This is a genomic window from Hoeflea sp. BAL378 (genome assembly GCF_000759435.1).
Taxonomy (GTDB): Bacteria; Pseudomonadota; Alphaproteobacteria; order Rhizobiales; family Rhizobiaceae; genus Hoeflea.
The window spans coordinates 18,604-38,760 of the sequence record NZ_JRJG01000265.1 but is presented as its reverse complement, the minus strand read 5'-3'; the positions used below and the strand labels follow the sequence as shown (position 1 = coordinate 38,760).

The following is a 20,157-nucleotide window of genomic DNA, read 5'->3' as shown; positions in this document are numbered from 1 at the left end:
CGGTTCCCGGCGATTTCGAATCGGTGCTGGCTGCGGAACTGTCGGAAGACCTGTCGATCGACATCTCCGACGGCGGCTATTTCGAACCGCTCGACGACGAGCCGCTTCAGGAGGCCGGCGCCGAATCGAGCCGAAGCGAAGCGCCCGAGGTCCAGCCCGACAGCCAGCCGTCGCGGGATTCGCTCGAGGCCGAAATGGAGCGCCTGCTGGGCGACCTGTCGCGCAAGCCCTGAGCCGCGGCGGGCTGCGCGCGCGGCCCTGAAACAAGAAAACCGGCTCGAAGGCCGGTTTTCTTGTCTCTTATGCCGATGCCGGACGCCTATTCGTCGCGATAGACCTTCTCGCGGCGCTCGTGCCGTTCCTGGGCCTCGATCGACAGGGTGGCGATCGGCCGCGCGTCGAGCCGCTTCAGGCTGATCGGCTCGCCGGTTTCCTCGCAATACCCGTAGGTTCCGTCGTCGATGCGGGCCAGCGCCGCGTCGATCTTGCCGATCAGCTTGCGCTGGCGGTCGCGGGCGCGCAGTTCGATCGCTCGGTCGGTTTCGGACGAGGCGCGATCCGCCACATCCGGATGGTTGGCGCTTTCCTCCGCGAGATGGTCAAGCGTCTCGCGAGCCTCTTTGAGAATATCATTGCGCCACGCGGTCAGCTTGGTCCTGAAATAGGCGCGCTGATTGGCGTTCATGAAATCCTCGTCTTCCGAGGGCACATAAGAGGAAAAATCGAAGTCTTCACTCATGACGATTCTCCCGGCTAAAGCCATTCCGGGGGGTGTATAGCCAGACGCTCGCACCGGTACAAGCGCTAAAGTAGCGTGTGACAGCAATTTCATTTATCTTCATTAATCAGGCCATCGAACTGAAAAAAGCGCATTTTTCTGTCCCGTCGGGCTGGTTTTCGATGGTGAAAATGCCCATTTCGAGCCGTCTGTGAGGCAAGGAGACCGTGGATGGGGCTGTTCGATGTCATGTTGCGATGCACTTTGTGCTTTCGGCGAATTGCAGCCCCTGCGCAAATGTCTAAATTCGACGGATGAGCCCGACACCGTCCACCGCCCTGCGCGTTTTCCTCGTCCGCCACGCCCACTCCGGCTGGGCCACGCCCGGTATGCGGGATTTCGACCGGCCGCTGGACGAGCGCGGACGCGAGGAGGGGGTGCGGCTGTCGGCGACGCTGGCCGTCAACGCCTATCAGCCTGACCTCGTCTTCTGCTCGAACGCCCGCCGCTGCGCCGAGACGCTGGAGATCCTGCTCGCCCGCGGCGGCGGCGCGCCGGTGATCGAGCGCAGCGATGCGCTCTATGCCGCCGGCCACGAGGCCTATCTCGCCCTGATCGCCTCGGTGGCCGACGAGGCGGTCCGCTCGATCATGATCGTCGGCCACAATCCGATGATCGAGGACAGCGCGGGCGCGCTGGTGCATTCCGATCCCGCCGCCTATCAGCAGGCGCTCGACGGCGGCTTTCCCACCGCCGGCCTGTTCATCGCCGATTGCCGGCAGCGCGGCGCCGGCGCCATCGACGGAAGCGCCCGCTTCGTGGCGCTGCTCTCCCCCGTCGACGCCTGAGGCCAGGCCGGGACACGACGTCGCGCTTTCAATCACGGCCCCGCTCTCCTATATCGGACCAAGCAACCGGAGCGGACCGCAACGTGTCATCACCCATCACCTCCATCACCGATGAGGCGCTGATCGCCTTCGACACGCTTGCCGACCGCGCCAGCAGCCTGATCCAGCCCACCCTGCGCCTGGGCGTCACCGGCCTGTCGCGCGCCGGCAAGACCGTGTTCATCACGGCGCTTGTCCACAATCTGCTGCATGGCGGCCGGCTGCCGATGTTCGAGGCCGCCCATTCCGGCCGGCTGGCGCGCTCGTTCCTCGACGCCCAGCCCGACGACGCGGTGCCGCGCTTCCAGTACGAGGACCACGCCGCGCGGATGCTCTCCGAGCGCATCTGGCCCGACTCGACCCGCGCCATCTCCGAACTGCGGCTGGTCATCGAGTATGAATCCGCCAGCGGCTGGAACCGCTTCTTCTCCGGCGGCAGGCTCTGTCTCGACATCGTCGACTATCCCGGCGAATGGCTGCTCGACCTGCCGCTGCTGCGCCAGGATTTCGCCGAGTTCTCGCTCAACGCCGCCTCGCTCGCCCGCTCGCCGGTGCGCCACGACCTCGCCGCCCCCTGGCTCGAGAAGGCCGCGACAATCGACCCGCACAAGCAGGCCGACGAGGCCGACGCGCGCGAACTGGCGCGGCTGTTCACCGATTACCTGCGCGCCTGCAAGCGCGAGGAGCGCGCGCTCTCCACCCTGCCGCCGGGGCGGTTCCTGATGCCCGGCGATCTCGACGGCTCGCCGGCGCTGACCTTCGCGCCGCTGCCCAACCTGCCCGACGGAGCCGCGCCAAGGGGCTCGCTGATGGCGATGATGCAGCGGCGCTACGAGAGCTACAAGCAGGTCGTCGTCAAGCCGTTCTTCCGCGAGCATGTCGCCCGGCTCGACCGCCAGATCGTGCTGATCGACGCCATGCAGGCGATGAACGCCGGCCGCGAGGCGGTGATCGACCTCGAGCGCGCCCTCTCGGACGTGCTCTCCTGCTTCCGGCCCGGCGGCGGCAATTTCCTGACCAACCTCGTCTCGCGCCGCATCGACAAGGTGCTGATCGCCGCCACCAAGGCCGATCACCTGCACCACGAGAGCCATGACCGGCTCGAAGCCATCGCCCGCCGCATCGTCGAGCGCGCCTCGGCCAATATCGGCTCGTCGGGGGCGCATATCGAGGTCATGGCCATGGCCGCGGTGCGGGCGACGCGCGAGGCGACCGCGCGCCAGGGCGGCGAGGAACTGCCGGTCATCGTCGGCACGCCGCTCGCGGGCGAGCGCATCGGCGGCGAACTGTTCGACGGCAACCGCAAAACAGCCATATTTCCCGGGGACTTGCCGAGAAATCCGGATTCATTCTTCAAGGCGCTTGATTCAGTGTCTCAGCCGATGCTGCCCGAAATCAACATCGTTCGCTTCCGCCCGCCCTTGATCGAGGAGAGCGAGGGCGGGGTGAAGCTGTCGCTGCCCCACATCCGCCTCGACCGGGCGCTGGAATACCTCCTGGGAGACCGGCTCGCATGACCGACCGTGACGACACATCCCCGGCCCGCAAGCCGCGCGCATTTTCCGTGAACGACCCCGAGCCCGGACAGGCCGAGGGCAAGCGCGCCAAGCAGCACCCCGCGGCGGAGCCCGCGCGCAAACCCGCGGCCATGCCCGTCACCGCGGCGGTAACGATGGCGGAGGACGATCCGTTCCTTCCCCCCGCCGCGATCGACGCGCTGACGCCGCCGCCGGCCAAGCCCCGGCCGCACCGCCTCACCGCCGGCAAGATCCTGAGCGCCAGCCTGGGCTTCCTGCTGGCGCTGGCGGTGGGGATCTGGACCGATCGCCTGATCCAGGACCTGTTCGACCGACTGCCCTGGCTCGGCTGGGTGGCTCTGTCCGCCGCCGCGATCGCGGCGCTGGCGCTGCTGGTTCTCATCGTCAGGGAAATCCGCGGCATGCGCCGGCTCGCGCGCGTGGCCGAGCTCAACGCCGAGATCGCTGCCCTCGGCAGGACCGCGACCGCCAAGGAAGCCCGCGCGCTGGCCGCGAAGGTCGTGGGCCTGGTCGCCGCCAATCCGCTGACCGCGAAGGGCCGCAAGAGCCTCAAGACGCTCGACGAGGAAATCATCGACGGGCCGCATTATCTCGCCTTCGCCGAGCGCGAGCTGATGACGCCGCTCGACCGGCAGGCCCGGCAGTTGATCATCAACTCCGCCCGCCGTGTCTCGGTGGTGACCGCCGTCAGCCCGCGCGCCTTCGTCGATCTCGCCTATGTCGTCTTCGAGGCGGTGCGGCTGATCCGGGCGATGGCCGAGCTCTATGGCGGCCGCCCCGGGACCATTGGCATGATCCGCCTGTTCCGCGATGTCATCGCCCATCTGGCCGTCACCGGCACGATCGCGGCGGGCGACAGCCTGATCCAGCAGGTGGTCGGCCACGGCCTCGCCGCCCGCCTCTCCGCCCGCCTCGGCGAAGGTGTCATCAACGGGCTGATGACGGCGCGGATCGGCATCTCCGCCATGGACCTGTGCCGGCCGATGCCCTTCGTCGCGCTCAAGCGCCCCGGCATCGGCGGTTTCATGACCGATCTGGCGAGTTTCGCCGGCCGCGAGGCCGCCAAAGAAAAAACCGGCGACGGACTATGAGCTCGCCGGAAATTGTGCATAAGTCGGCGGTGATTACGGTCCGTTAACCATTCTGGGTCAATTTTGGACTTCGTTTTCAGCCGCGACAGGTGTGACCATGTTCTCGACGTTCCGCATCCTTACCCTCAGTCTCGCGGCATCCGCACTGCTCTCGGCCCAGCCGGCGCTGTCGCGCGACACCGACCTGATCTTCTTCGAATCGGTGGCCGGCGCCTGGAAGGGTCCGGGCGAGATCGTCGCGGGAAAATACAAGGGCACGAAGTTCGTCTGCAACCTGACCGGCGGCGAGCACGACGGCAAGGCCGTCGGCATCACGCTCGACGGCACCTGCCGCGTCGGCGTCTTCAACCAGAAAATGTCGGCGACGATTACCCGCAAGGGCAAGACCTACACCGGCAAGTTCCTCGACGGCTCGGCCGGCGAAGGCCTCGACATCGTCTCGGGCAAGGTTTCGGGCGACCGCGCCGTGATGGGCATCAACCGCAAGACGCTGAACGGCGCGATGATCGCCCGCCTCAATGATTCGGAGACGATGAACGTAACGATTTCGGTCAAGGTCGGCGAGGAAATGGTGCCGGTCATCGGCATGACCCTCAAGCGCGGCGCCCAAAAGATCGCCACCGGCGCCATTCGCTGATATCAGCCTGACCGCCCGGCCCGTTCACGGATCCGCGCGCTCCGGCCCTCCCCCAGGGGACACCCGGCCATGACCCAACATCCCGGTTTTCTCGGGCTCAGCGGCGCGCTTGCCGGCGAAGCCCGCCCCCGCATCGTCCTTTTCGGCGCGCCCCATGGGACCGTCTATCCCGACGAGGACCCGAGCGGTTGCGCTGCGGCGGCCGCCAGCATCCGCGCTGCAAGCCAGGAAGACGCCGCTCTTGTCGACAACTGGGACTTCGATCTCGACGGCCCGCTGTTCGACGGCCAGCCGGCCTGCTGCGTCGACACCGGCGACCTGCCGACGCGCCCGGGCGACAGTGCCGCCAACCGCGCGCTGATCGAGGCCCGCACGCGCGAGATCCTCGCCTCCGGCGCCGTCCCGGTGATGATCGGCGGCGACGATTCCACGCCCATCCCCTTTCTCGCAGGTTTCGCCGACGCCGGGCCGGTCTGGATCGTCCAGATCGACGCCCATATCGACTGGCGCGACGACGTCCGCGGCGAGCGCCACGGCTATTCGAGCCCGATGCGGCGCGCGAGCGAGATGGGCCATGTGGCGGGCCTCGTGCAGGTCGGCATGCGCGCCGTCGGCAGCGCCCGGGCCGCGGAAGTGGACGCCGCCCGGCGCTACGGCGCCACCATCGTCACCGCAAGGCAGGTGCATGCCCATGGCTTCGCCGCCGCGGTCGACGCCATTCCCGAAGGCGCGAAAATCGTCATCACGCTCGACTGCGACGGTCTCGATCCCGCCGTCATGCCCGGGGTCACGGCCCGCACCCCCGGAGGATTGAGCTACACGCAGGTCATCGAATTGATCGAGGCCGTAGCAAGGCGCGGCCGCATCGCCGGCTTCGATCTGGTCGAACTCCGCCCGTCCTCGGACATCGCCGGCCTCTCGGCGCTCACCGCCTCGCGCATCCTGGTCAATGTCATCGGCCGGATCGTCCGGCAGGCCTGAGCACGGCCGCCGGGGCCTCCACCCGCGCTAGGCCTCATCCCGCCACCACTCGCCGTCGGCGCTCAGCGCCTCGATGCCTTCGGAATCCACTTCGCTCGACCAGTCGGCCACGCTTTGCAGATTGACCACCGCGCGGGGCGCGATGTCGGCCAGCGGCACCATCACGAAGGCGCGCTCGGTCATGCGCGGGTGCGGCACGGTGAGGTCGGCGTGGTCGGAAAGGAAATCGCCGTGCAGCAGCACGTCGAGGTCGATGGTGCGCGGTCCCCAGCGGTCGGTGCGGACCCGGTCGAGCTGCTTTTCGATGTCGAGGCAGACCTTCAGCAGTTCATGCGGATCGAGCCTGGTCTCCACCAGCGCGCAGGCGTTGAGGAACCAGTCCTGGTCGGTCTTGCCCCAGGGCGGCGTCCGGTAGAGCCGGGAGACGGTGCGCAGCCGGATCTCCTCATGGGCGTCGAGCAGCTTCAGCGCCCGCGCCATGGTGCGGCGAGGATTGCCGATATTGCCGCCGAGCCCGATGGCGGCGATGACGGGTCGGGCTTCAGGCACGGTGCTCGACCGTCACTTCGACATGGTCGAGAATGCCCGGCACCGCGGCGCTCGGCTTGCGCACGGTGATCCGCGCCATCCGGATCTGGGTGAATTCGGCCACCAGCGCCTTGGCGATGTCCATCGCCAGCGCCTCGATCAGGTAGCGCCGCTTGCCGGTGACGATCTCCTCCATCACCTTGAAGGCGACGCCGTAATGGACCGTGCCCTCGATGTCGTCGGTCTCGAGCGCCTCGCCCGGATCGACCTCCAGTTCGGCGTCGACGAAGAAGCGCTGGCCTAAGAATTCCTCCTCGTCATGGACGCCGTGCCGGGCGAAGAAGGCGCAGTTGGCAAGGCGGATGATGTAGCTGTCAGCCATGGCCGGGCTCCTTTTCGCGGCTGCTTTGAACCATCGCGTCGGCAACCGCAAGCCCGTCGATGTTGAAAGCCACATTGTGCACCCGGAACATCGCCGCGCCGGCCAGCCTGAGCACCACGCTGGTGGCCGTGGTGCCGACATCGCGGTCGGGCGCCTCGCGCCCCGTGAGCCCGCCGATGAAGCGCTTGCGCGAGGTTCCCGCGAGCAGCGGCAGGCCGAGCGCATGCAGTTCGGTGAACCGCGCCATCAGCGCGAGATTGTCTCCCGCGTCCTTGGCGAAGCCGAAGCCCGGGTCGAGCAAGATCCGGTCGTCACTGACGCCGGCCGCGCGGGCGATGGCGAGCGAGGTCCTGAACCAGAAGACCTGGTCCTCGATGACGTCGGGCAGACGCTCCCGCTCGCGGCCGGTATGCATGATGGCGACCGCGGCGCCGGAATCGGCCGCTACCTTCGCGATCTCCGGCTCGCGCTGCAGCCCCCAGACGTCGTTGATCAGATGCGCGCCGGCGGCAAGCGCCAACCGCGCGGTCTCGGCGCGCCAGGTGTCCACCGAGATCAGCAGCCCGGGGTGGGCCGAGAGCGCCTCGATCACCGGCAGGATCCGCCGCTGTTCCTCGCGCGCGTCGACCGGCTCGGCGCCGGGACGGGTCGATTCGCCACCGATATCGACGATGTCGGCCCCTTCCCCGCTCATCTTCAGCGCCGCCGCCACCGCCACATCGGTCGTGGCCGCCAGGCCGCCGTCGGAAAACGAATCCGGCGTCACGTTGACGATGCCCATCACCTTCGATCTGGGCCCGAGTTCCATATGTGCGTCGCGGCCGAGCCGGAATGTCCTGGGCTCGAAGACATGGTCGGGAGGGGATCGCATGGCGCTGTTTTCCGGATGGCTGTGGCAATAAGGCTGCGGCTTTGTGTTGCATGAGCAGGCTCCATGGCGCAAGTTCCAGCGGTTCGTATGCAGCCGGAGTCGTCCATGCGCCCACTACGCCTCGCCGTCACGGCGCTGATGCTGTGCCTGGCCGCGCAGACCGGCGCGGCCGACCCGCTCATCAGCAAGAGCTATTCCTATTTTTCCGTGAGCGGACGCACCGCCGCGGATCTAGAGCGGGAATTCTCCCGGCTCGGCCCGCTGCTGTCGGGAACAGGCACCCGCCATGCCGGGGCCACGAGGATCAAGCTCGGCGGATCCGTGGATTATGAAAACAGCGACGGCCGCTGCCGGGTCACCGACGCCAAGGTCAAGCTCGAGACCCACCTCACCCTGCCGCGCTGGAAGGACCGCAAGCACGCCAGCCGCGAGATGGCGTTGATCTGGGACACGATGTCGGCCGACATCAAGCGCCACGAGGAACGCCACGCCGAAATCGCCCGGCAATATGCCCGCCGGCTGGAAACGGCGCTCGAAGCCCTGCGGCCCGAGGCGGATTGCGCGCGGATGCAGGCGCGCGTCGACGCCACCACCAAGAAGATCGTCGACAGGCACGCCGCCGACCAGGACCGCTTCGACCGCGTCGAGGCGGCGAGCTACGAGCGGCGGATGACGCGCATGCTCCGCTTCAAGGCCGCGGAGCGCCAGGAGGGCGGCTGACGCCTCCATCGCCCGTCGCCGTGGCGCGTCGGACCGGCGCCCGGGACGGCAGGCCCATGCGCCAGAAACTGATCTGCGATCGGCATATCCGGCCTTGCCATTTTAGCGGAAGATACATACAATATCCATATAATTCCAGCTTCGAGGGCGCGCGATGGGCAATGATGAAACGCGGACATTCTGGCGCCCGGCGATCCGCAAGGCCGACGGGCCGGTCTATCTCGCCATCGCCGACGCGCTGGCGGCCGATATTCACTCGGGAAAACTCGCCGCGGGGGTTCGGCTTCCGCCGCAACGCGCGCTGGCGGATGCCTTGAAGATCGATTTCACCACCGTCAGCCGCGCCTATGCGGAAGCAGGCAGGCGCGGCCTCGTCGAAGGCAGGGTCGGCCAGGGAACCTATGTCCGGGCCCGGTCCGCCGGCGCGCGCCAGACAGTCGCAAGCGGCTTGATCGACATGAGCATGAACCTGCCGCCGCGGTTTGACGATCCCGGCCTGGCGGCGCGCATGTGGGACGGAATCGGCAGCCTTGAGGCGGACGGCGGCATCGACCTGCTGATGCGCTACCAGGAGGCCGGCGGCGCCGGACGGGACCGGCAGGCGGGCGCGGCGTGGCTCTTTCCCCGGCTCGGGGACGTCTCCCCCGAACGCGTTCTGGTCTGCCCGGGCGCGCAAGGCGCACTGCTCGCCGTGCTGGGCGTCCTTACCTCTCCGGGCGACACGGTGTGCGTCGAGGCGCTCACCTATCCGGGAATCCGCGCCGTCGCCGCCCATCTCCACATCAACCTTGCCGCGGTCGCGATCGACGAGGACGGCATGATCCCGGCGTCGTTCGAGCAGATCTGCGCGGAATCAAAGCCCAGGGCGCTCTACTGCAATCCGACGATCCAGAACCCGACGACCGCGACCCTGTCGCTGGCCAGGCGTCACGAGATCGCAGACATCGCCCGGCGATACCAGGTTCCGATCATCGAGGACGACGCCTATGGCGCGCTGCCGGTCGCACCTGTGCCGCCGCTGGCGGCCATCGCCCCCGACCTCGTCCATCACATTGCCGGCCTCGCCAAATGCGTGGCGCCGGCCTTGCGCATTGCCTATCTCGTCGTTCCCGACGGGCGCGCGGCGGCAAGGGCGAGCAGCGCCATCCGCGCCACGGCGACCATGGCCTCGCCCCTGACCGCAGCCATTGCCTCGCGATGGATCGAAGACGGAACCGCCGCGGCCGTGGTTGCGGCGATCCGGCAGGAAACGGCGGCGCGCCAGCGCATCGCCGCAGAACTGCTTCCGCAAGAGTGCGTCACGGCCGATCCGGAGGGGTTCCATGCATGGCTAAGCCTGCCCGCGCCGTGGACCCGCGCGGAGTTCTCCGCGCGCCTGCGCTCGGAAGGCATCGGCGTTGTCGGCAGCGAGGCCTTCGCGCTCGCGTCACCGCCGGAGGCCGTCCGGCTCGGGCTGGGCGCGCCGACGACGCGGGACGATCTCGCCAGGAGCCTGCGGATCGTCGCCGACCTTCTCGGCCAGTCCCCCGCAGCCGCCGCAATGGTCGTCTGACCGGAAAATCCCTTGCCGGACATCCATGCAAGTCTTGACTTTCCTTGCATACATTCTACATACAAATATATATTGATTGCCGGGGCCGGACTCGTTCGGACCCCTCGGACCAAATGCCGTGCGGGCGCACAGGAGCCCTGCCCGCCTGAAAGGATGCGCAATGTCGATCGAACAGCAATGGCCGCCGCTCGAGCCCATCCGGACCGGCGTGCGCGGCCGCTGCCCGCGCTGCGGCCAGGGTCATCTGTTCCAGGGGTTCATCAAGATGCGGCCGAGCTGCGAGGTGTGCGGCCTCGACTACGCCTTCGCCGACCCGGCCGACGGCCCGGCCTTCTTCATCATGATGTTCGGCTGCATTCCGAGCACGATCTTCGCGCTCTGGCTCCAGGTCGTCCACGAGCCGGCCTGGTGGGTGCATTTCCTGACGACGGTCCCGCTGATGCTGCTGACCTGCATTCCGCCATTGCGGCCGGTCAAGGGATGGCTGGTGGCAAGCCAGTATTTCCACAAGGCGCAGGAAGGGTCGATCGACCGGGATTGGGTCGAGGGCGCGTCCCGCCAGCGGGACAGCGGCTGATCCGGGCGTTCCTCGCCGGGAACCGCCCGGCCGGGTTAAGGTCTGCCGCGGGAAGCGAGATCGGCCGGAGGGAAGAAACAGGCGGAGGCTTTACTGTATTGATGAGGTCACACAGTCAAACCGGCGGCACCCCAAGTTTCCACCGGGCATTCCTCGCAATATTCGCGGGCTCTACATTAGGTACGCTACGTCTCAAGGGATATATTTATACAAATGATTCGGGTTCCCGGCGCATGGAAGCCGCTTGATGGTCCTCCCTCATCGAGTTTGATACCTGTTGCGCCCATTGGCCTCGCAGTCCTTGCGGACTTGCGGGGCCTTTTTTTGGGGCAACGGCAGGGTACCCTGGCCCCTAAGCTCTACTGGACGCCGAGCTTCTTCTGCAGGCTGGTCGACGAGGTGGTGTACTGAAACACCATCTTCTGGTCGGGATGCGCGATCCGCGCCACGGCTTGCGTCATCAGCGCCGCCTCGTGGAAGCCCGACAGGATCAGCTTGAGCTTGCCCGGATACCAGTTGATGTCGCCGATGGCGAAGACGCCGGGAATGCTGGTCTCGAACTTCTCGGTGTCGACGGAAATCAGGTTCTCGTGCTGGTTCAGGCCCCAGTCGGCGATCGGGCCGAGCTTCATGGTCAGGCCGAAGAACGGCAGCATCCGCGTGCAGGCAATCTCGACGTCGCCGTCGGGTCCCTTGACGGTGGCGGCCGAGAGCTGGCCGTTCTCGCCCTTGAGCCCGGTCACTTGTCCGACCTGGAAGGTGATCTTGCCCTCCTCGCGCATGGCGAACATCTTGTTGACGCTGTCGGGCGCGGCGCGGAAATCGGGCCGGCGGTGCACCAGCGTCACGGACTTCGCCACCGGCTGCAGGTTGAGCGTCCAGTCGAGCGCGGAATCGCCGCCGCCGACGATCAGCAGGTCCTGGCCGCGGAATTCTTCCATCCGCCTCACCGAATAGAACACGCTCGTGCCCTCATAGGCCTCGATGCCGGGAACCGGCGGCCGCTTGGGCTGGAACGAGCCGCCGCCCGCCGCGATCACCACCGCGTGGCAGTGCAGCAGTTCGCCCTCGTCGGTCTCGACCTCGAAGCGGCCGTTCTCGAGCTTGCGGAAGCCCGAGACCATCCGGTTGAAATGGAATTCCGGCTTGAACGGCGCGATCTGCTCCATCAGCCGGTCGACCAGCGCCTGGCCCGAAATCTCCGGCCACGCCGGAATGTCGTAGATCGGCTTTTCCGGATAGAGCTCGGCGCATTGCCCGCCGGGACGGTCGAGAATGTCGATCAGGTGGCATTTCAGATCGTAGAGCCCAAGCTCGAACACGGCGAACAGGCCAACCGGCCCGGCGCCAACGATCACGACATCGGTTTCAATCGGGGTAGACATCTATACTATCCGGTCAAATAGAGGAAAATCAGGCCTGCCGCTCGGGCACATGCACAACCAGGCCGTCCAGTTCGTCGCGAACCTTGATCTGGCAGGACAGCCGCGAGGTGGGCCGCACGTCGAAGGCGAAATCGAGCATGTCCTCTTCCATCGGCTCGGGCGAACCCACCACGTCGGACCATTGCTCGTCGACATAGACATGGCAGGTTGCGCAGGCGCAGGCGCCGCCGCATTCGGCCTCGATGCCGGGAACGGAATTGCGGATCGCGTTTTCCATCACCGTCGAGCCGTTCACGGCGTCGATGTCGAAACGCGTCCCGTCAAAAGCAACTAGGGTAATCTTGGTCATTCCAGCCTCTGGCATGTTCACTATAGTGTGAGGCTTTCATACACGCTGGACCGCATGAGGCAAGAATGAAAACCGCCCTGCGACAGCGTTGCGGGGCATGGTTTTCCAAAATGCGGATTTATCGACCGGCGCATGCGGTCAGGGGGGCGCCGCCGCCGGCTGCGCCCCGCGCGCCTCAGCGCATCAGGCCGACAATGAAGTTGTCCGCGTCGACCACGGATTTGGTGAAGGCGGCGATCGCCGCCGGATTGCGCGGCTTGGCCTCGAGCGCCTCGGCGCAGCGGGCGACCTCGAAGGCCCCTACTCCCTTGGAAGCGCCGGCCAGCCGGTGCGCCAGTTCGGAGCGCTGCTTGGCGTCGAGCCCGCCGATCCGCGCCACCGCCTCGCGCGCCTGCCGGGCGAACAGCTCCAGCACTTCGGTTTCGAGCCCCTTGTCGCCGCCGGTCTGCCGCGCCAGGTGCACGAGGTCGATCGGCCGTCCGCCCGACGGGCGCGGCTGGAAGCTGACTTCCGGGGCTTCAAATGCGATGCTGACTGCCGCCATGGCGGAATTTCCTTTGTTGATGTCGAATGCTGACTCTGCCGCGTCTGCCTGTAGATCGGGTAAACGCCGGCCGGGGGTCGGAGGCGAAAAGTGCAGGCATGGTTAACGAGGCGTAAATGTGGCGTTTGGTTGGCTTTTACGCATTTTTTTGACACAGATCCCCGGTAAAAACCGGTGGACGTTCGCCCGATACCACCGCTTTCAATTGTTAATTTGTGCCGTGTGTGTCACTAAATTGGAGTTTGAGGGTCCTGAAACGGGACGCGACGATTGTTTTGCCGCTGGGCGGCGAGTCGGCGGGTCCTGTTTCGGGCGTGCAGCATTGGCGGGTCGCACGACCGAACCTTCTCTGAGTAACGAGGCTTGAGTGGCATGAGTAAGACACCAGCGGACAAGAGCATTGACGAGCAGACCTTCGAGGCGCTCGAAGACGCACTGAACATCAGCGTGGATGACGACGATCTGGACGGGCTCGACGATATCACGATCGAGGAGCTCGAGCACAAGGTCTCGAGCGCCGCCCGCGAACTCAAGAACGCCGGCGCGAGCAAGCCGGCCGCCCCGGACGCCACCGCTTCCGCATCCAAGCCGAAGGGCCCGGGCGAAAGCACCGCGCCGCGCGTCGCCGCGCCGCCGTTCACGCCCGCCGGTCCCCTGGCGCCTGCCAACGACGACAGCCGCAAGAACACCGCGGGCCTGCTGCGCGCGCTCGAAATCCGCTCGAGCCGCGGCGCCCTGCGCAACGCCACCGTCATCTCGCTTCTGTGGGCCATCGGCGGCATTGGCCTCGCCAATCTGCTGCTGGCGCCCGGCATCTGGGAGATCCGCTCCATTTCCGACCTGCTGGCAATGCCGGCGGTGATCGGCTTTATGGTGGCGATCATCGTCCCCATCCTGATCTTCTTCGCCTTCTCCATCATGATGGCGCGCGCCCGGGAAATGCGCTCCGCCGCCCGCTCCATGGCCGAGGTGGCGCTGCGTCTGGCCGAGCCCGAGAACATTGCCGGCGACCGCATCCTCAGCGTCGGCCAGGCCGTGCGCCGCGAGGTCTCGGCCATGAACGAAGGCATCGAGCGCACCATCGCCCGCGCCTCCGAGCTCGAGACCCTGGTGCATTCCGAAGTCAACGCGCTCGAGCGCAGCTATTCGGACAATGAGCTGCGCGTGCGCGGCCTGGTGCAGGAACTGGGATCGGAACGCGACGCCATCGTCAGCCATGCCGAGCGCATCCGCGCCTCGATCTCGGGCGCCCACGAGCAGCTCAAGGAAGAGCTCACCATCGCCAGCGAGGAGATCGCAGCGCGAATTTCGACCTCCGGCCAGGCCTTCGCCCAGCTCATGGAGACCCGAGCCGCCAATCTCCAGGAACGCACGATCGAGACCAGCCGCGAGCTCGAAGCTCTGCTCGACGGCCGCACCGACGCGCTGGTCACCGCGCTCAAGGTCTCCGGCGGCGATCTCACCGACGAGTTCGACACGCGTCTGGAAATGCTCAATGTCCAGCTCAACCAGCGCGGCAAGGCGCTGCTGTCGGAATTCGAGACCCGCGCCTCGACGCTCGACGCCAACACCGAAAAGCTCAACGCCGCGCTCGGCGAACGCGCGCGCCAGCTCAACGAGACGCTGATCGCCCGCACCCGGGACATCTCCGAAAGCCTCGGCGTCGGCCAGCAGGCCATCGCGTCGGGCCTCGAGGAGACCCTCGCCGCGCTCAATTCCACGCTCGACCAGAAGGGCGCCTCCTTCAGCCAGGCGCTCAAGTCCAGCGCCGACGACGCGATCATGGATCTCGACCTGCGCTCGGGCTTCTTTGAAGAGAAGCTCGAATCCTCGGTCAGCCGCCTGACCGCCGCCTTCGACGAGCGCGTCGGCGAATTTACCTCCGCCTTCGACAGCCGCGTCGGCAGCCTTGACGGCAAGCTCTCGGAAAGCCTGTCGCGCATCAACGAGACGCTCCACGGCGGCACCAACGCCATGGACGGCATCCTCTCCTCGAGCCTCGAACGCATCGGCGCGACGCTGTCCGAACGCAGCCAGGCGCTGGAGACCACGCTCGGCGCCGGCGCCGAGCGCATCGAATCCTCCACTTCCGGCGCCGCCCGGCGCATCGAAACCACGCTCGGCACGGGCGCCGAGCGCATCGAGGCCTCCACCTCCGATGTCGCCCAGCGCATCGAGATCACGCTCGGCTCGGGCGCCGAGCGCATCGAGGCCTCCACCTCCGACGTCGCGCAGCGCATCGAGACCACGCTGGCAGCCCGCACGGAGGCGATCGAGAGCACGCTCGCGACCCGCGCGAGCGCCATCGAGGCCGCTCTTGCGAGCCGCACCGACGCCATCGACGCCACCCTGGCGACCCGCACCGACGCGCTCGAAAAGGCGCTGTCTGCTGGCGCCGAGCGGATCGACACCAGCTTGAACGAGCGCTCCGCCGCGCTGTTCGGCTCGATTTCCGACACCGCCAATTCGCTCGACCGCAGGCTTGGCGAGCGCGCCGAGGGCTTTGGCGCGGCCGTCAACGAGGCCGCCGACGCGATGGACCGCCGCCTCGCCGCCCGCGCGGAATCGCTCCAGGCCGGGCTTTCGGAGGTTTCCGAACGCCTCTCCGCCACTTTCGACGTCGAAGGCCGGCGCTATGCCGAACTGGCCCAGTCCGCCTCCGAGCAGATGGAGACGACGCTGGCCAAGGGCGCCGACCGCGTCGACGAGCGCCTGTCGACCATGAACACCATGCTCGGCATCGGCCTCGACTCCGTGTCCAAGACCATCGAGGGCAAGGCCACCGGCCTCGCCGCCAAGCTGCGCGAGGCTGTCGCCGCCGCGGCCATCGAACTCGACGCGGAAGCGCTCAAGGCCGGCGAGACGCTGGAATCGGTGGGCACCGGCTTTGCCGGCCGGATGGATCACCAGGCCCGCGAATTCGCCCGCACGCTCGACCTGCAGGTCGAGGAGCGCACCGCCAACCTCGCCGCCCATGCCGAGAACATCGCCAGCAGCATCTCCGCCAGCGCCAGCGGCCTTGGCATGGAAGCCAGCCGGATCAGCGACCTGGTCGAGCGCGTCGGCGAGACCGTGGGCAACCAGGCCAATGCCATTTCCGGCACGCTGGACGCGAGCGAAGCCCGCTTCGCCGCCCAGGCGGAAGCGCTGGCCGCACGACTCGAGAAGGAAACCGGGGCGATCTCGGACCGCCTCGGCCAGACCGCCGACCATCTGGTCTCGACCCTCGATGAGAAGACCGAAGCGATTTCCGCCCGCATCGGCGGCACCGCCAACGATCTGGTCTCCACGCTCGACGAGAAGACCGCGGCGATCTCCGCCCGCATCGGCGGCACCGCCAGCAATCTGGTCTCCACGCTCGACGAGAAGACCGCGGCAATTTCCGCCCGCATCGACGGCAACGCCCAGAACCTGGTCTCCGCGCTCGACGAGAAGACCGGAGCGATCGAGGCCCGCCTGCAGAAATCGGCGCAGGATCTCGTCAGCCGCACCGGCTCGCTCGGCGACGCGCTCAACCAGAAGGCCGTCAACATCATCCAGAAGCTGGTCGAGGCCGAACAGGCGATGGACATCCGCGCCACCTCGGTCCACTCGACGCTGGACGAGCGCACCCGCGAGCTCAACTCGATGCTCGCCAGCCGCTCGGCCGAACTGTCGCGCGTCATCGACGAGCAGGCCCGCCCGCTGGTCGAGCGCTACGCGTCGAGCGGCGAGGAATTCGCCAACCGCCTGACCGAGGTCACCCAGAACTCGACCGACCGCCTGCGCGCCGAGAATGCGGCGCTGATCAACGCCATCACCAACCGCACCAGCGAGACGCTCTCGGCCATCGAGACCGTCAACCAGAGCCTGAGCGGCAATGTCGGCGCGCTGCTCGAGCGCCTGGGCGCCAGTAACAAGGAAATCTCCAAGGTCATCGCCACCGCCTCATCGACGCTGGGCACGGCCAACGAACAACTGTCGAAGACCACCAGCGAGTTCTCCTCCTCCACCGAGAAGGCGGCCGAGCTGCTGTCCGGTTCCGCCCGTCTGCTCGACGGCAAGGTCGAACGCCTGACCGACATTTCCAGCCGCACGCTGAACCAGGTCGGCGCCATCGCCGGCCGCTTCGACGATCACTCCAAGGTGCTGGCCTCGGCCTCCGATCTTCTCGGCGCCGCGCAGTCCAACCTCGCCTCGACGCTCGAGGAGCGCCGGGAAGCGCTGCAGGCGCTTTCGGTCGGGCTGGTCAGCCGCTCCGAGCAGATCGAAGCCACCATGCATTCGCTCGAGGACATCATCGAGAAGGCCTTCTCCGGCGCCGACGACATGTCCCGCCGCGCGGCCTCGCGGCTTGAAGGCGGGCTGCGCAGCGCCGCGGAGAATGCCAGCAAGGTGCTCGGCGAGACCGAGGACCGCGCCCATGCGGCGGCCGGCACCATGCGCGAAAGCGTGCGCGAGGCGGCCGAGGACGCCGAGAAGCTGCTGCGCGGCACCGAAAGCCGCGCCCAGGCCGCGGCCGGAACCCTGCGCGACAGCATGCGCGAGGCGATCGAGGACGCGATCGCGCGCTTCTCCGGCGCCACCGACGAGATCCGCCAGTCCGCGGCCGAAATCCGCCGCGAGCTCGACGACACCAGGAACGAGCTCAAGCGCGGCGCCTTCGACCTTCCCGAGGAAACCCGCGAGAGCGCGGCCGCCATGCGTCGCGCCGTGGCCGACCAGATCAAGGCGTTGCAGGAGCTGTCGCAGATCGTCAGCCAGTCGAGCCACCAGGCCGAGTTCAGCCAGCCGGCGCCGCGTCCCGTCACCCGCGCCGCCGCACCGCAGCCGGCGCCCCGGCGCGATCCGGCTCCGGTCGCGGCACCAGCGCCCCGTACCGAGGCCCCGGTCCAGCGCGCGCCGCTGCGCGGCAGCCTCGAGCCCGCGGGCGCGGCTCCCGCCAAGAGCGACGGCTGGGTCAGCGATCTGCTGCGCGGCGCATCGCGCGAGGAACAGGCGCCTGCCCGCGCGCAGCCTGCGACCCGGACGCCCGAGCGCAACCCGCGCCATGTCGTGGAATCGCTCAATTCGCTCTCCGTCGACATTGCCCGCGCCATCGACCACGACGCCTCGGTCGATCTGTGGCGGCGCTACCAGCGCGGCGAGCGTGACGTCTTCACCCGCAGGCTCTACACGCTCAAGGGCCAACAGACCTTCGAGGAGATCAAGAGCAAGTACGGCCGCGAACCAGAGTTCCGCTCGGCCGTGGACCGCTACATCGCCGATTTCGAGAAGCTCCTGTCGGACGTCGCGCGCAACGATCGCGACAACATGATGACGCAGACCTACCTGACGTCGGACACCGGCAAGGTCTACACCATGCTGGCCCACGCCAGCGGCCGCTTCGGTGGCCAGGAGCGCTGAGACCCTCAGCCGCGACAGACACCGGCCTGTGACGCATCCAACCTCCCGCAACGCGCATGTCGCGGGAGGTTTTTTGTCTCAAAACGTTTCATCCGGCATCCTGCCGCATCATCGCCATGGAATGCTGATTGTTCCAACCGCGCAATGTCGGTGACAAGGCCATGGCTGAGCCCGGGTCCCCGCATGCCGGGACGGCTCGACGCCAAGGCGACAAGGGGTGGCGATCATGCAGCATCCTCTCTCGATCGACGACGTTCTCGGTCTCAGGAGCTTTCCTTATCTGTGCGGGCCGCAGTTCGACCTCGACCCTGGCGGGCAGCGTCTGGCCTTCTGCCTGCCGAAAAGCCTGAGCGAGGCGTCGCGGTTCTTTCTCGATGCGATCGGCGGCGGAGAGGGAGAGCTTCTCGTTCTCGATCTCGAAGGCGGCACGCCCAGCGAACTGCCCATGCCCGCCGGTCTGGGCGCCTTGTCCCCGGTCTGGTCTCCGGATGGATCGATGATCGCGGTTGCCGTCACCGACGGGTCCTTCATTCATCCAGCCATCGTCCATGTCGACAGCGGAAAGACGCAGATCCTGATCGAGCGGAACCTCGACCTGCCCGGACCGCGTCCCTTCTTTGAATGGATCGACGATCGCACACTGGTCTTCGAAATGACGCTGGGGAACGCGCCGACGCTGTGGCTCGACATTGAGAAGAGAGGCGCACTGGCAAGCATCGCCCAGTGGCGAAACGCCTGGAACGGCCGGCAGACGACCGCAAGCCGGTTGACAAGCGAGCAGCCGGCCGTCCGCTGGGACCAGTCGGAGTTCGCCGCCTTCGATGTCCAGACCGGGGAATGCCGCATCGTCGCGCGGGACGGCGAACAGCCTCGGTCTGTACAGCGCTTTGCCGGGCGGCAAGCCTCCGACTACCCTCCCCGATGCGTCGGTGAGAATGATTGGGTTCCGCCGGAAAGCCTGAAGGTTGCCGCCGACCCTGAAGGACGCAAGACGATCTATCTGGCCCGCAGCGACGATGCGACGCGGGTCCTGCTGCTGTCCTACGGCAAGGTCACGACACTGTTCGAGTCCGACGCGCATATGGGCGATGTGCTTGCGTCGCCGATGACTCTGCTTCCGTTCACGACCGCGACCGGCGGGCCCGAAAGCTTGAGGCTCATACTACCGCCGGGTCATCGCGCAGGCGACCGGCACCCGGCAGTCGTCTGGGTCTATCCCGGCATGTCCGTCACCGACACGCTCCTGCATCGCCAGAATCGCATCAACGAAGCGGGCGCATTCAACCTCCACCTTCTGGCGGCCAGCGGCTTCGCGGTCATCGTGCCCGCCATGCCGGTCGAAGACACCGGCAGAGACGCCCGGGAACCCGCGGAGCGCCTGGCGGATTGCGTGGTTCCGGCCGTGGACGCCGCGGTCGAGGCGGGGTTCGTCAATCGCGACCATGTCCATGTCGCAGGCCACAGCCTTGGGGGCTGGGCCACTTTGGCGCTGCTTGCGGAAACGGATATTTTCCGCTCCGGCATCGCCATGGCGGCGACGAGCAATCTCTTGGGCGGGGGCGACGATGTGCGGCTTCGCTACGACGATCTGTGTTCGGATGACCGCGCGGCGATGATGCAGGCGAATTATGACCTGCCGGGGGCGCCCTGGGAGATGCCCGAACGCTACATCCGCAACAGTCCGCTGTTTTCGGTGGAGACCATCACCGCTCCCGTGCTGTTGTTGCACGGCGATCAGGACTACGTTCCGATCGCCCAATCCGAACAGATGTTTTCCGCCCTGCGCGAGTTGGGCAGAAGGGCCGAGTTGGTGCGCTACTGGGGCGAGGCGCATGTCCTGGAAAGCCCGGCCAACATCGCCGATGCGTGGCGCAGGATCATCGCCTGGCTGGAGGCGTCAAGCGCCTCGGCCCTCGCGCCGCCGCCCGGTCTTTGATCCGGCTTCATCAAACCTGTATCCAGGATGCGTCAATATGCCATGAGCCCGGCCATGGCGCGGGCGGTGTTTTCCG

General features: G+C 67.2%; 18 protein-coding genes. 11 read left to right on the top strand and 7 right to left on the bottom strand.

Going from position 1 to position 20,157, the window contains the following annotated elements:
- The coding region (locus LL06_RS27865; protein ID WP_035534012.1) for a hypothetical protein at positions 1 to 233 on the top strand (233 nt) is incomplete at its 5' end.
- An 86-nt stretch (positions 234 to 319) separates the two neighbouring features.
- On the opposite strand, the gene dksA is transcribed toward LL06_RS27865, so the two are convergent.
- Positions 320 to 739 (bottom strand): RNA polymerase-binding protein DksA, encoded by a 420-nt coding sequence (dksA, locus tag LL06_RS26120; RefSeq protein ID WP_035534011.1) that lies wholly within the window; start codon positions 737 to 739, stop codon positions 320 to 322.
- Between the two features lie 293 nt (positions 740 to 1,032).
- On the opposite strand from dksA, the gene LL06_RS26115 reads away from it, so the two are divergent.
- The 5 genes from LL06_RS26115 to LL06_RS26095 all read left to right on the top strand — a co-directional run bounded on the left by LL06_RS26115 (position 1,033) and on the right by LL06_RS26095 (position 5,852).
- Positions 1,033 to 1,566, top strand: a complete 534-nt coding sequence (locus tag LL06_RS26115) for a histidine phosphatase family protein (RefSeq protein WP_035534009.1) — start codon at positions 1,033 to 1,035, stop codon at positions 1,564 to 1,566.
- 83 nt (positions 1,567 to 1,649) lie between these two features.
- The gene (locus LL06_RS26110; RefSeq protein WP_035534007.1) at positions 1,650 to 3,122 is read left to right on the top strand and encodes a YcjX family protein; all 1,473 of its coding nucleotides are present in this window, start codon (positions 1,650 to 1,652) and stop codon (positions 3,120 to 3,122) included.
- On the top strand, positions 3,119 to 4,234 hold the full coding sequence (locus LL06_RS26105) for a TIGR01620 family protein (protein ID WP_035534005.1): 1,116 nt from the start codon (positions 3,119 to 3,121) through the stop codon (positions 4,232 to 4,234). The genes LL06_RS26110 and LL06_RS26105 overlap by 4 nt, the downstream gene beginning before the upstream one ends.
- A 97-nt stretch (positions 4,235 to 4,331) precedes the next feature.
- Positions 4,332 to 4,871 carry a hypothetical protein gene (locus LL06_RS26100; protein ID WP_035534003.1) on the top strand — a complete coding sequence of 180 codons (540 nt, stop codon included), beginning with the start codon at positions 4,332 to 4,334 and terminating at the stop codon, positions 4,869 to 4,871.
- Positions 4,872 to 4,940: 69 nt separating this feature from the next.
- A complete protein-coding gene (locus LL06_RS26095) occupies positions 4,941 to 5,852 on the top strand; it encodes an arginase family protein (RefSeq protein WP_035534001.1) in 912 nt (303 codons plus the stop codon).
- Positions 5,853 to 5,879: 27 nt separating this feature from the next.
- On the opposite strand, the gene folK is transcribed toward LL06_RS26095, so the two are convergent.
- The 3 genes from folK to folP are packed head-to-tail and all read right to left on the bottom strand — an operon-like array spanning position 5,880 to position 7,633.
- On the bottom strand, positions 5,880 to 6,401 hold the full coding sequence (gene folK / locus LL06_RS26090) for a 2-amino-4-hydroxy-6-hydroxymethyldihydropteridine diphosphokinase (RefSeq protein ID WP_035533999.1): 522 nt from the start codon (positions 6,399 to 6,401) through the stop codon (positions 5,880 to 5,882).
- Complete coding sequence (gene folB, locus LL06_RS26085) at positions 6,394 to 6,762, bottom strand: dihydroneopterin aldolase (protein ID WP_035533997.1); 369 nt, start codon at positions 6,760 to 6,762, stop codon at positions 6,394 to 6,396. The genes folK and folB overlap by 8 nt, the downstream gene beginning before the upstream one ends.
- The gene (folP, locus tag LL06_RS26080) at positions 6,755 to 7,633 is read right to left on the bottom strand and encodes a dihydropteroate synthase (protein WP_035533995.1); all 879 of its coding nucleotides are present in this window, start codon (positions 7,631 to 7,633) and stop codon (positions 6,755 to 6,757) included. Before folP ends, folB begins: the two co-directional genes overlap by 8 nt.
- 105 nt (positions 7,634 to 7,738) lie before the next feature.
- Between folP and LL06_RS26075 the strand changes: the two genes are divergently transcribed.
- From LL06_RS26075 to LL06_RS26065, 3 genes are all read left to right on the top strand, one after another.
- A complete protein-coding gene (locus LL06_RS26075; protein ID WP_081964206.1) occupies positions 7,739 to 8,353 on the top strand; it encodes a DUF922 domain-containing protein in 615 nt (204 codons plus the stop codon).
- 154 nt (positions 8,354 to 8,507) lie between these two features.
- Complete coding sequence (locus LL06_RS26070; RefSeq protein ID WP_035533989.1) at positions 8,508 to 9,905, top strand: PLP-dependent aminotransferase family protein; 1,398 nt, start codon at positions 8,508 to 8,510, stop codon at positions 9,903 to 9,905.
- Positions 9,906 to 10,065: 160 nt separating this feature from the next.
- Positions 10,066 to 10,482: a DUF983 domain-containing protein gene (locus LL06_RS26065; RefSeq protein ID WP_035533987.1), complete on the top strand. Its 417-nt coding sequence runs from the start codon at positions 10,066 to 10,068 to the stop codon at positions 10,480 to 10,482.
- Positions 10,483 to 10,841: 359 nt separating this feature from the next.
- On the opposite strand, the gene LL06_RS26060 is transcribed toward LL06_RS26065, so the two are convergent.
- The 3 genes from LL06_RS26060 to LL06_RS26050 all read right to left on the bottom strand — a co-directional run bounded on the left by LL06_RS26060 (position 10,842) and on the right by LL06_RS26050 (position 12,760).
- Positions 10,842 to 11,867 (bottom strand): NAD(P)/FAD-dependent oxidoreductase, encoded by a 1,026-nt coding sequence (locus tag LL06_RS26060; protein WP_035533985.1) that lies wholly within the window; start codon positions 11,865 to 11,867, stop codon positions 10,842 to 10,844.
- A 28-nt stretch (positions 11,868 to 11,895) separates the two neighbouring features.
- On the bottom strand, positions 11,896 to 12,216 hold the full coding sequence (locus tag LL06_RS26055) for a 2Fe-2S iron-sulfur cluster-binding protein (RefSeq protein WP_035533983.1): 321 nt from the start codon (positions 12,214 to 12,216) through the stop codon (positions 11,896 to 11,898).
- 175 nt (positions 12,217 to 12,391) lie between these two features.
- The gene (locus tag LL06_RS26050) at positions 12,392 to 12,760 is read right to left on the bottom strand and encodes an Hpt domain-containing protein (protein ID WP_035533981.1); all 369 of its coding nucleotides are present in this window, start codon (positions 12,758 to 12,760) and stop codon (positions 12,392 to 12,394) included.
- A gap of 372 nt (positions 12,761 to 13,132) precedes the next feature.
- On the opposite strand from LL06_RS26050, the gene LL06_RS26045 reads away from it, so the two are divergent.
- The gene (locus tag LL06_RS26045; RefSeq protein ID WP_035533979.1) at positions 13,133 to 18,145 is read left to right on the top strand and encodes a hypothetical protein; all 5,013 of its coding nucleotides are present in this window, start codon (positions 13,133 to 13,135) and stop codon (positions 18,143 to 18,145) included.
- 226 nt (positions 18,146 to 18,371) lie between these two features.
- On the top strand, positions 18,372 to 20,081 hold the full coding sequence (locus LL06_RS26040) for a prolyl oligopeptidase family serine peptidase (RefSeq protein ID WP_244447227.1): 1,710 nt from the start codon (positions 18,372 to 18,374) through the stop codon (positions 20,079 to 20,081).
- Positions 20,082 to 20,157: the final 76 nt, after the last annotated feature.

Coding starts and splice junctions, on each gene's coding strand:
- dksA (WP_035534011.1), bottom strand. CDS start 739: ATGAGTGAAGACTTCGATTTTTCCTCTTATGTGCCCTCGGAAGACGAG.
- LL06_RS26115 (WP_035534009.1), top strand. CDS start 1,033: ATGAGCCCGACACCGTCCACCGCCCTGCGCGTTTTCCTCGTCCGCCAC.
- LL06_RS26105 (WP_035534005.1), top strand. CDS start 3,119: ATGACCGACCGTGACGACACATCCCCGGCCCGCAAGCCGCGCGCATTT.
- LL06_RS26100 (WP_035534003.1), top strand. CDS start 4,332: ATGTTCTCGACGTTCCGCATCCTTACCCTCAGTCTCGCGGCATCCGCA.
- LL06_RS26095 (WP_035534001.1), top strand. CDS start 4,941: ATGACCCAACATCCCGGTTTTCTCGGGCTCAGCGGCGCGCTTGCCGGC.
- folB (WP_035533997.1), bottom strand. CDS start 6,762: ATGGCTGACAGCTACATCATCCGCCTTGCCAACTGCGCCTTCTTCGCC.
- folP (WP_035533995.1), bottom strand. CDS start 7,633: ATGCGATCCCCTCCCGACCATGTCTTCGAGCCCAGGACATTCCGGCTC.
- LL06_RS26075 (WP_081964206.1), top strand. CDS start 7,739: ATGCGCCCACTACGCCTCGCCGTCACGGCGCTGATGCTGTGCCTGGCC.
- LL06_RS26070 (WP_035533989.1), top strand. CDS start 8,508: ATGGGCAATGATGAAACGCGGACATTCTGGCGCCCGGCGATCCGCAAG.
- LL06_RS26065 (WP_035533987.1), top strand. CDS start 10,066: ATGTCGATCGAACAGCAATGGCCGCCGCTCGAGCCCATCCGGACCGGC.
- LL06_RS26060 (WP_035533985.1), bottom strand. CDS start 11,867: ATGTCTACCCCGATTGAAACCGATGTCGTGATCGTTGGCGCCGGGCCG.
- LL06_RS26055 (WP_035533983.1), bottom strand. CDS start 12,216: ATGACCAAGATTACCCTAGTTGCTTTTGACGGGACGCGTTTCGACATC.
- LL06_RS26050 (WP_035533981.1), bottom strand. CDS start 12,760: ATGGCGGCAGTCAGCATCGCATTTGAAGCCCCGGAAGTCAGCTTCCAG.
- LL06_RS26045 (WP_035533979.1), top strand. CDS start 13,133: ATGAGTAAGACACCAGCGGACAAGAGCATTGACGAGCAGACCTTCGAG.
- LL06_RS26040 (WP_244447227.1), top strand. CDS start 18,372: ATGCAGCATCCTCTCTCGATCGACGACGTTCTCGGTCTCAGGAGCTTT.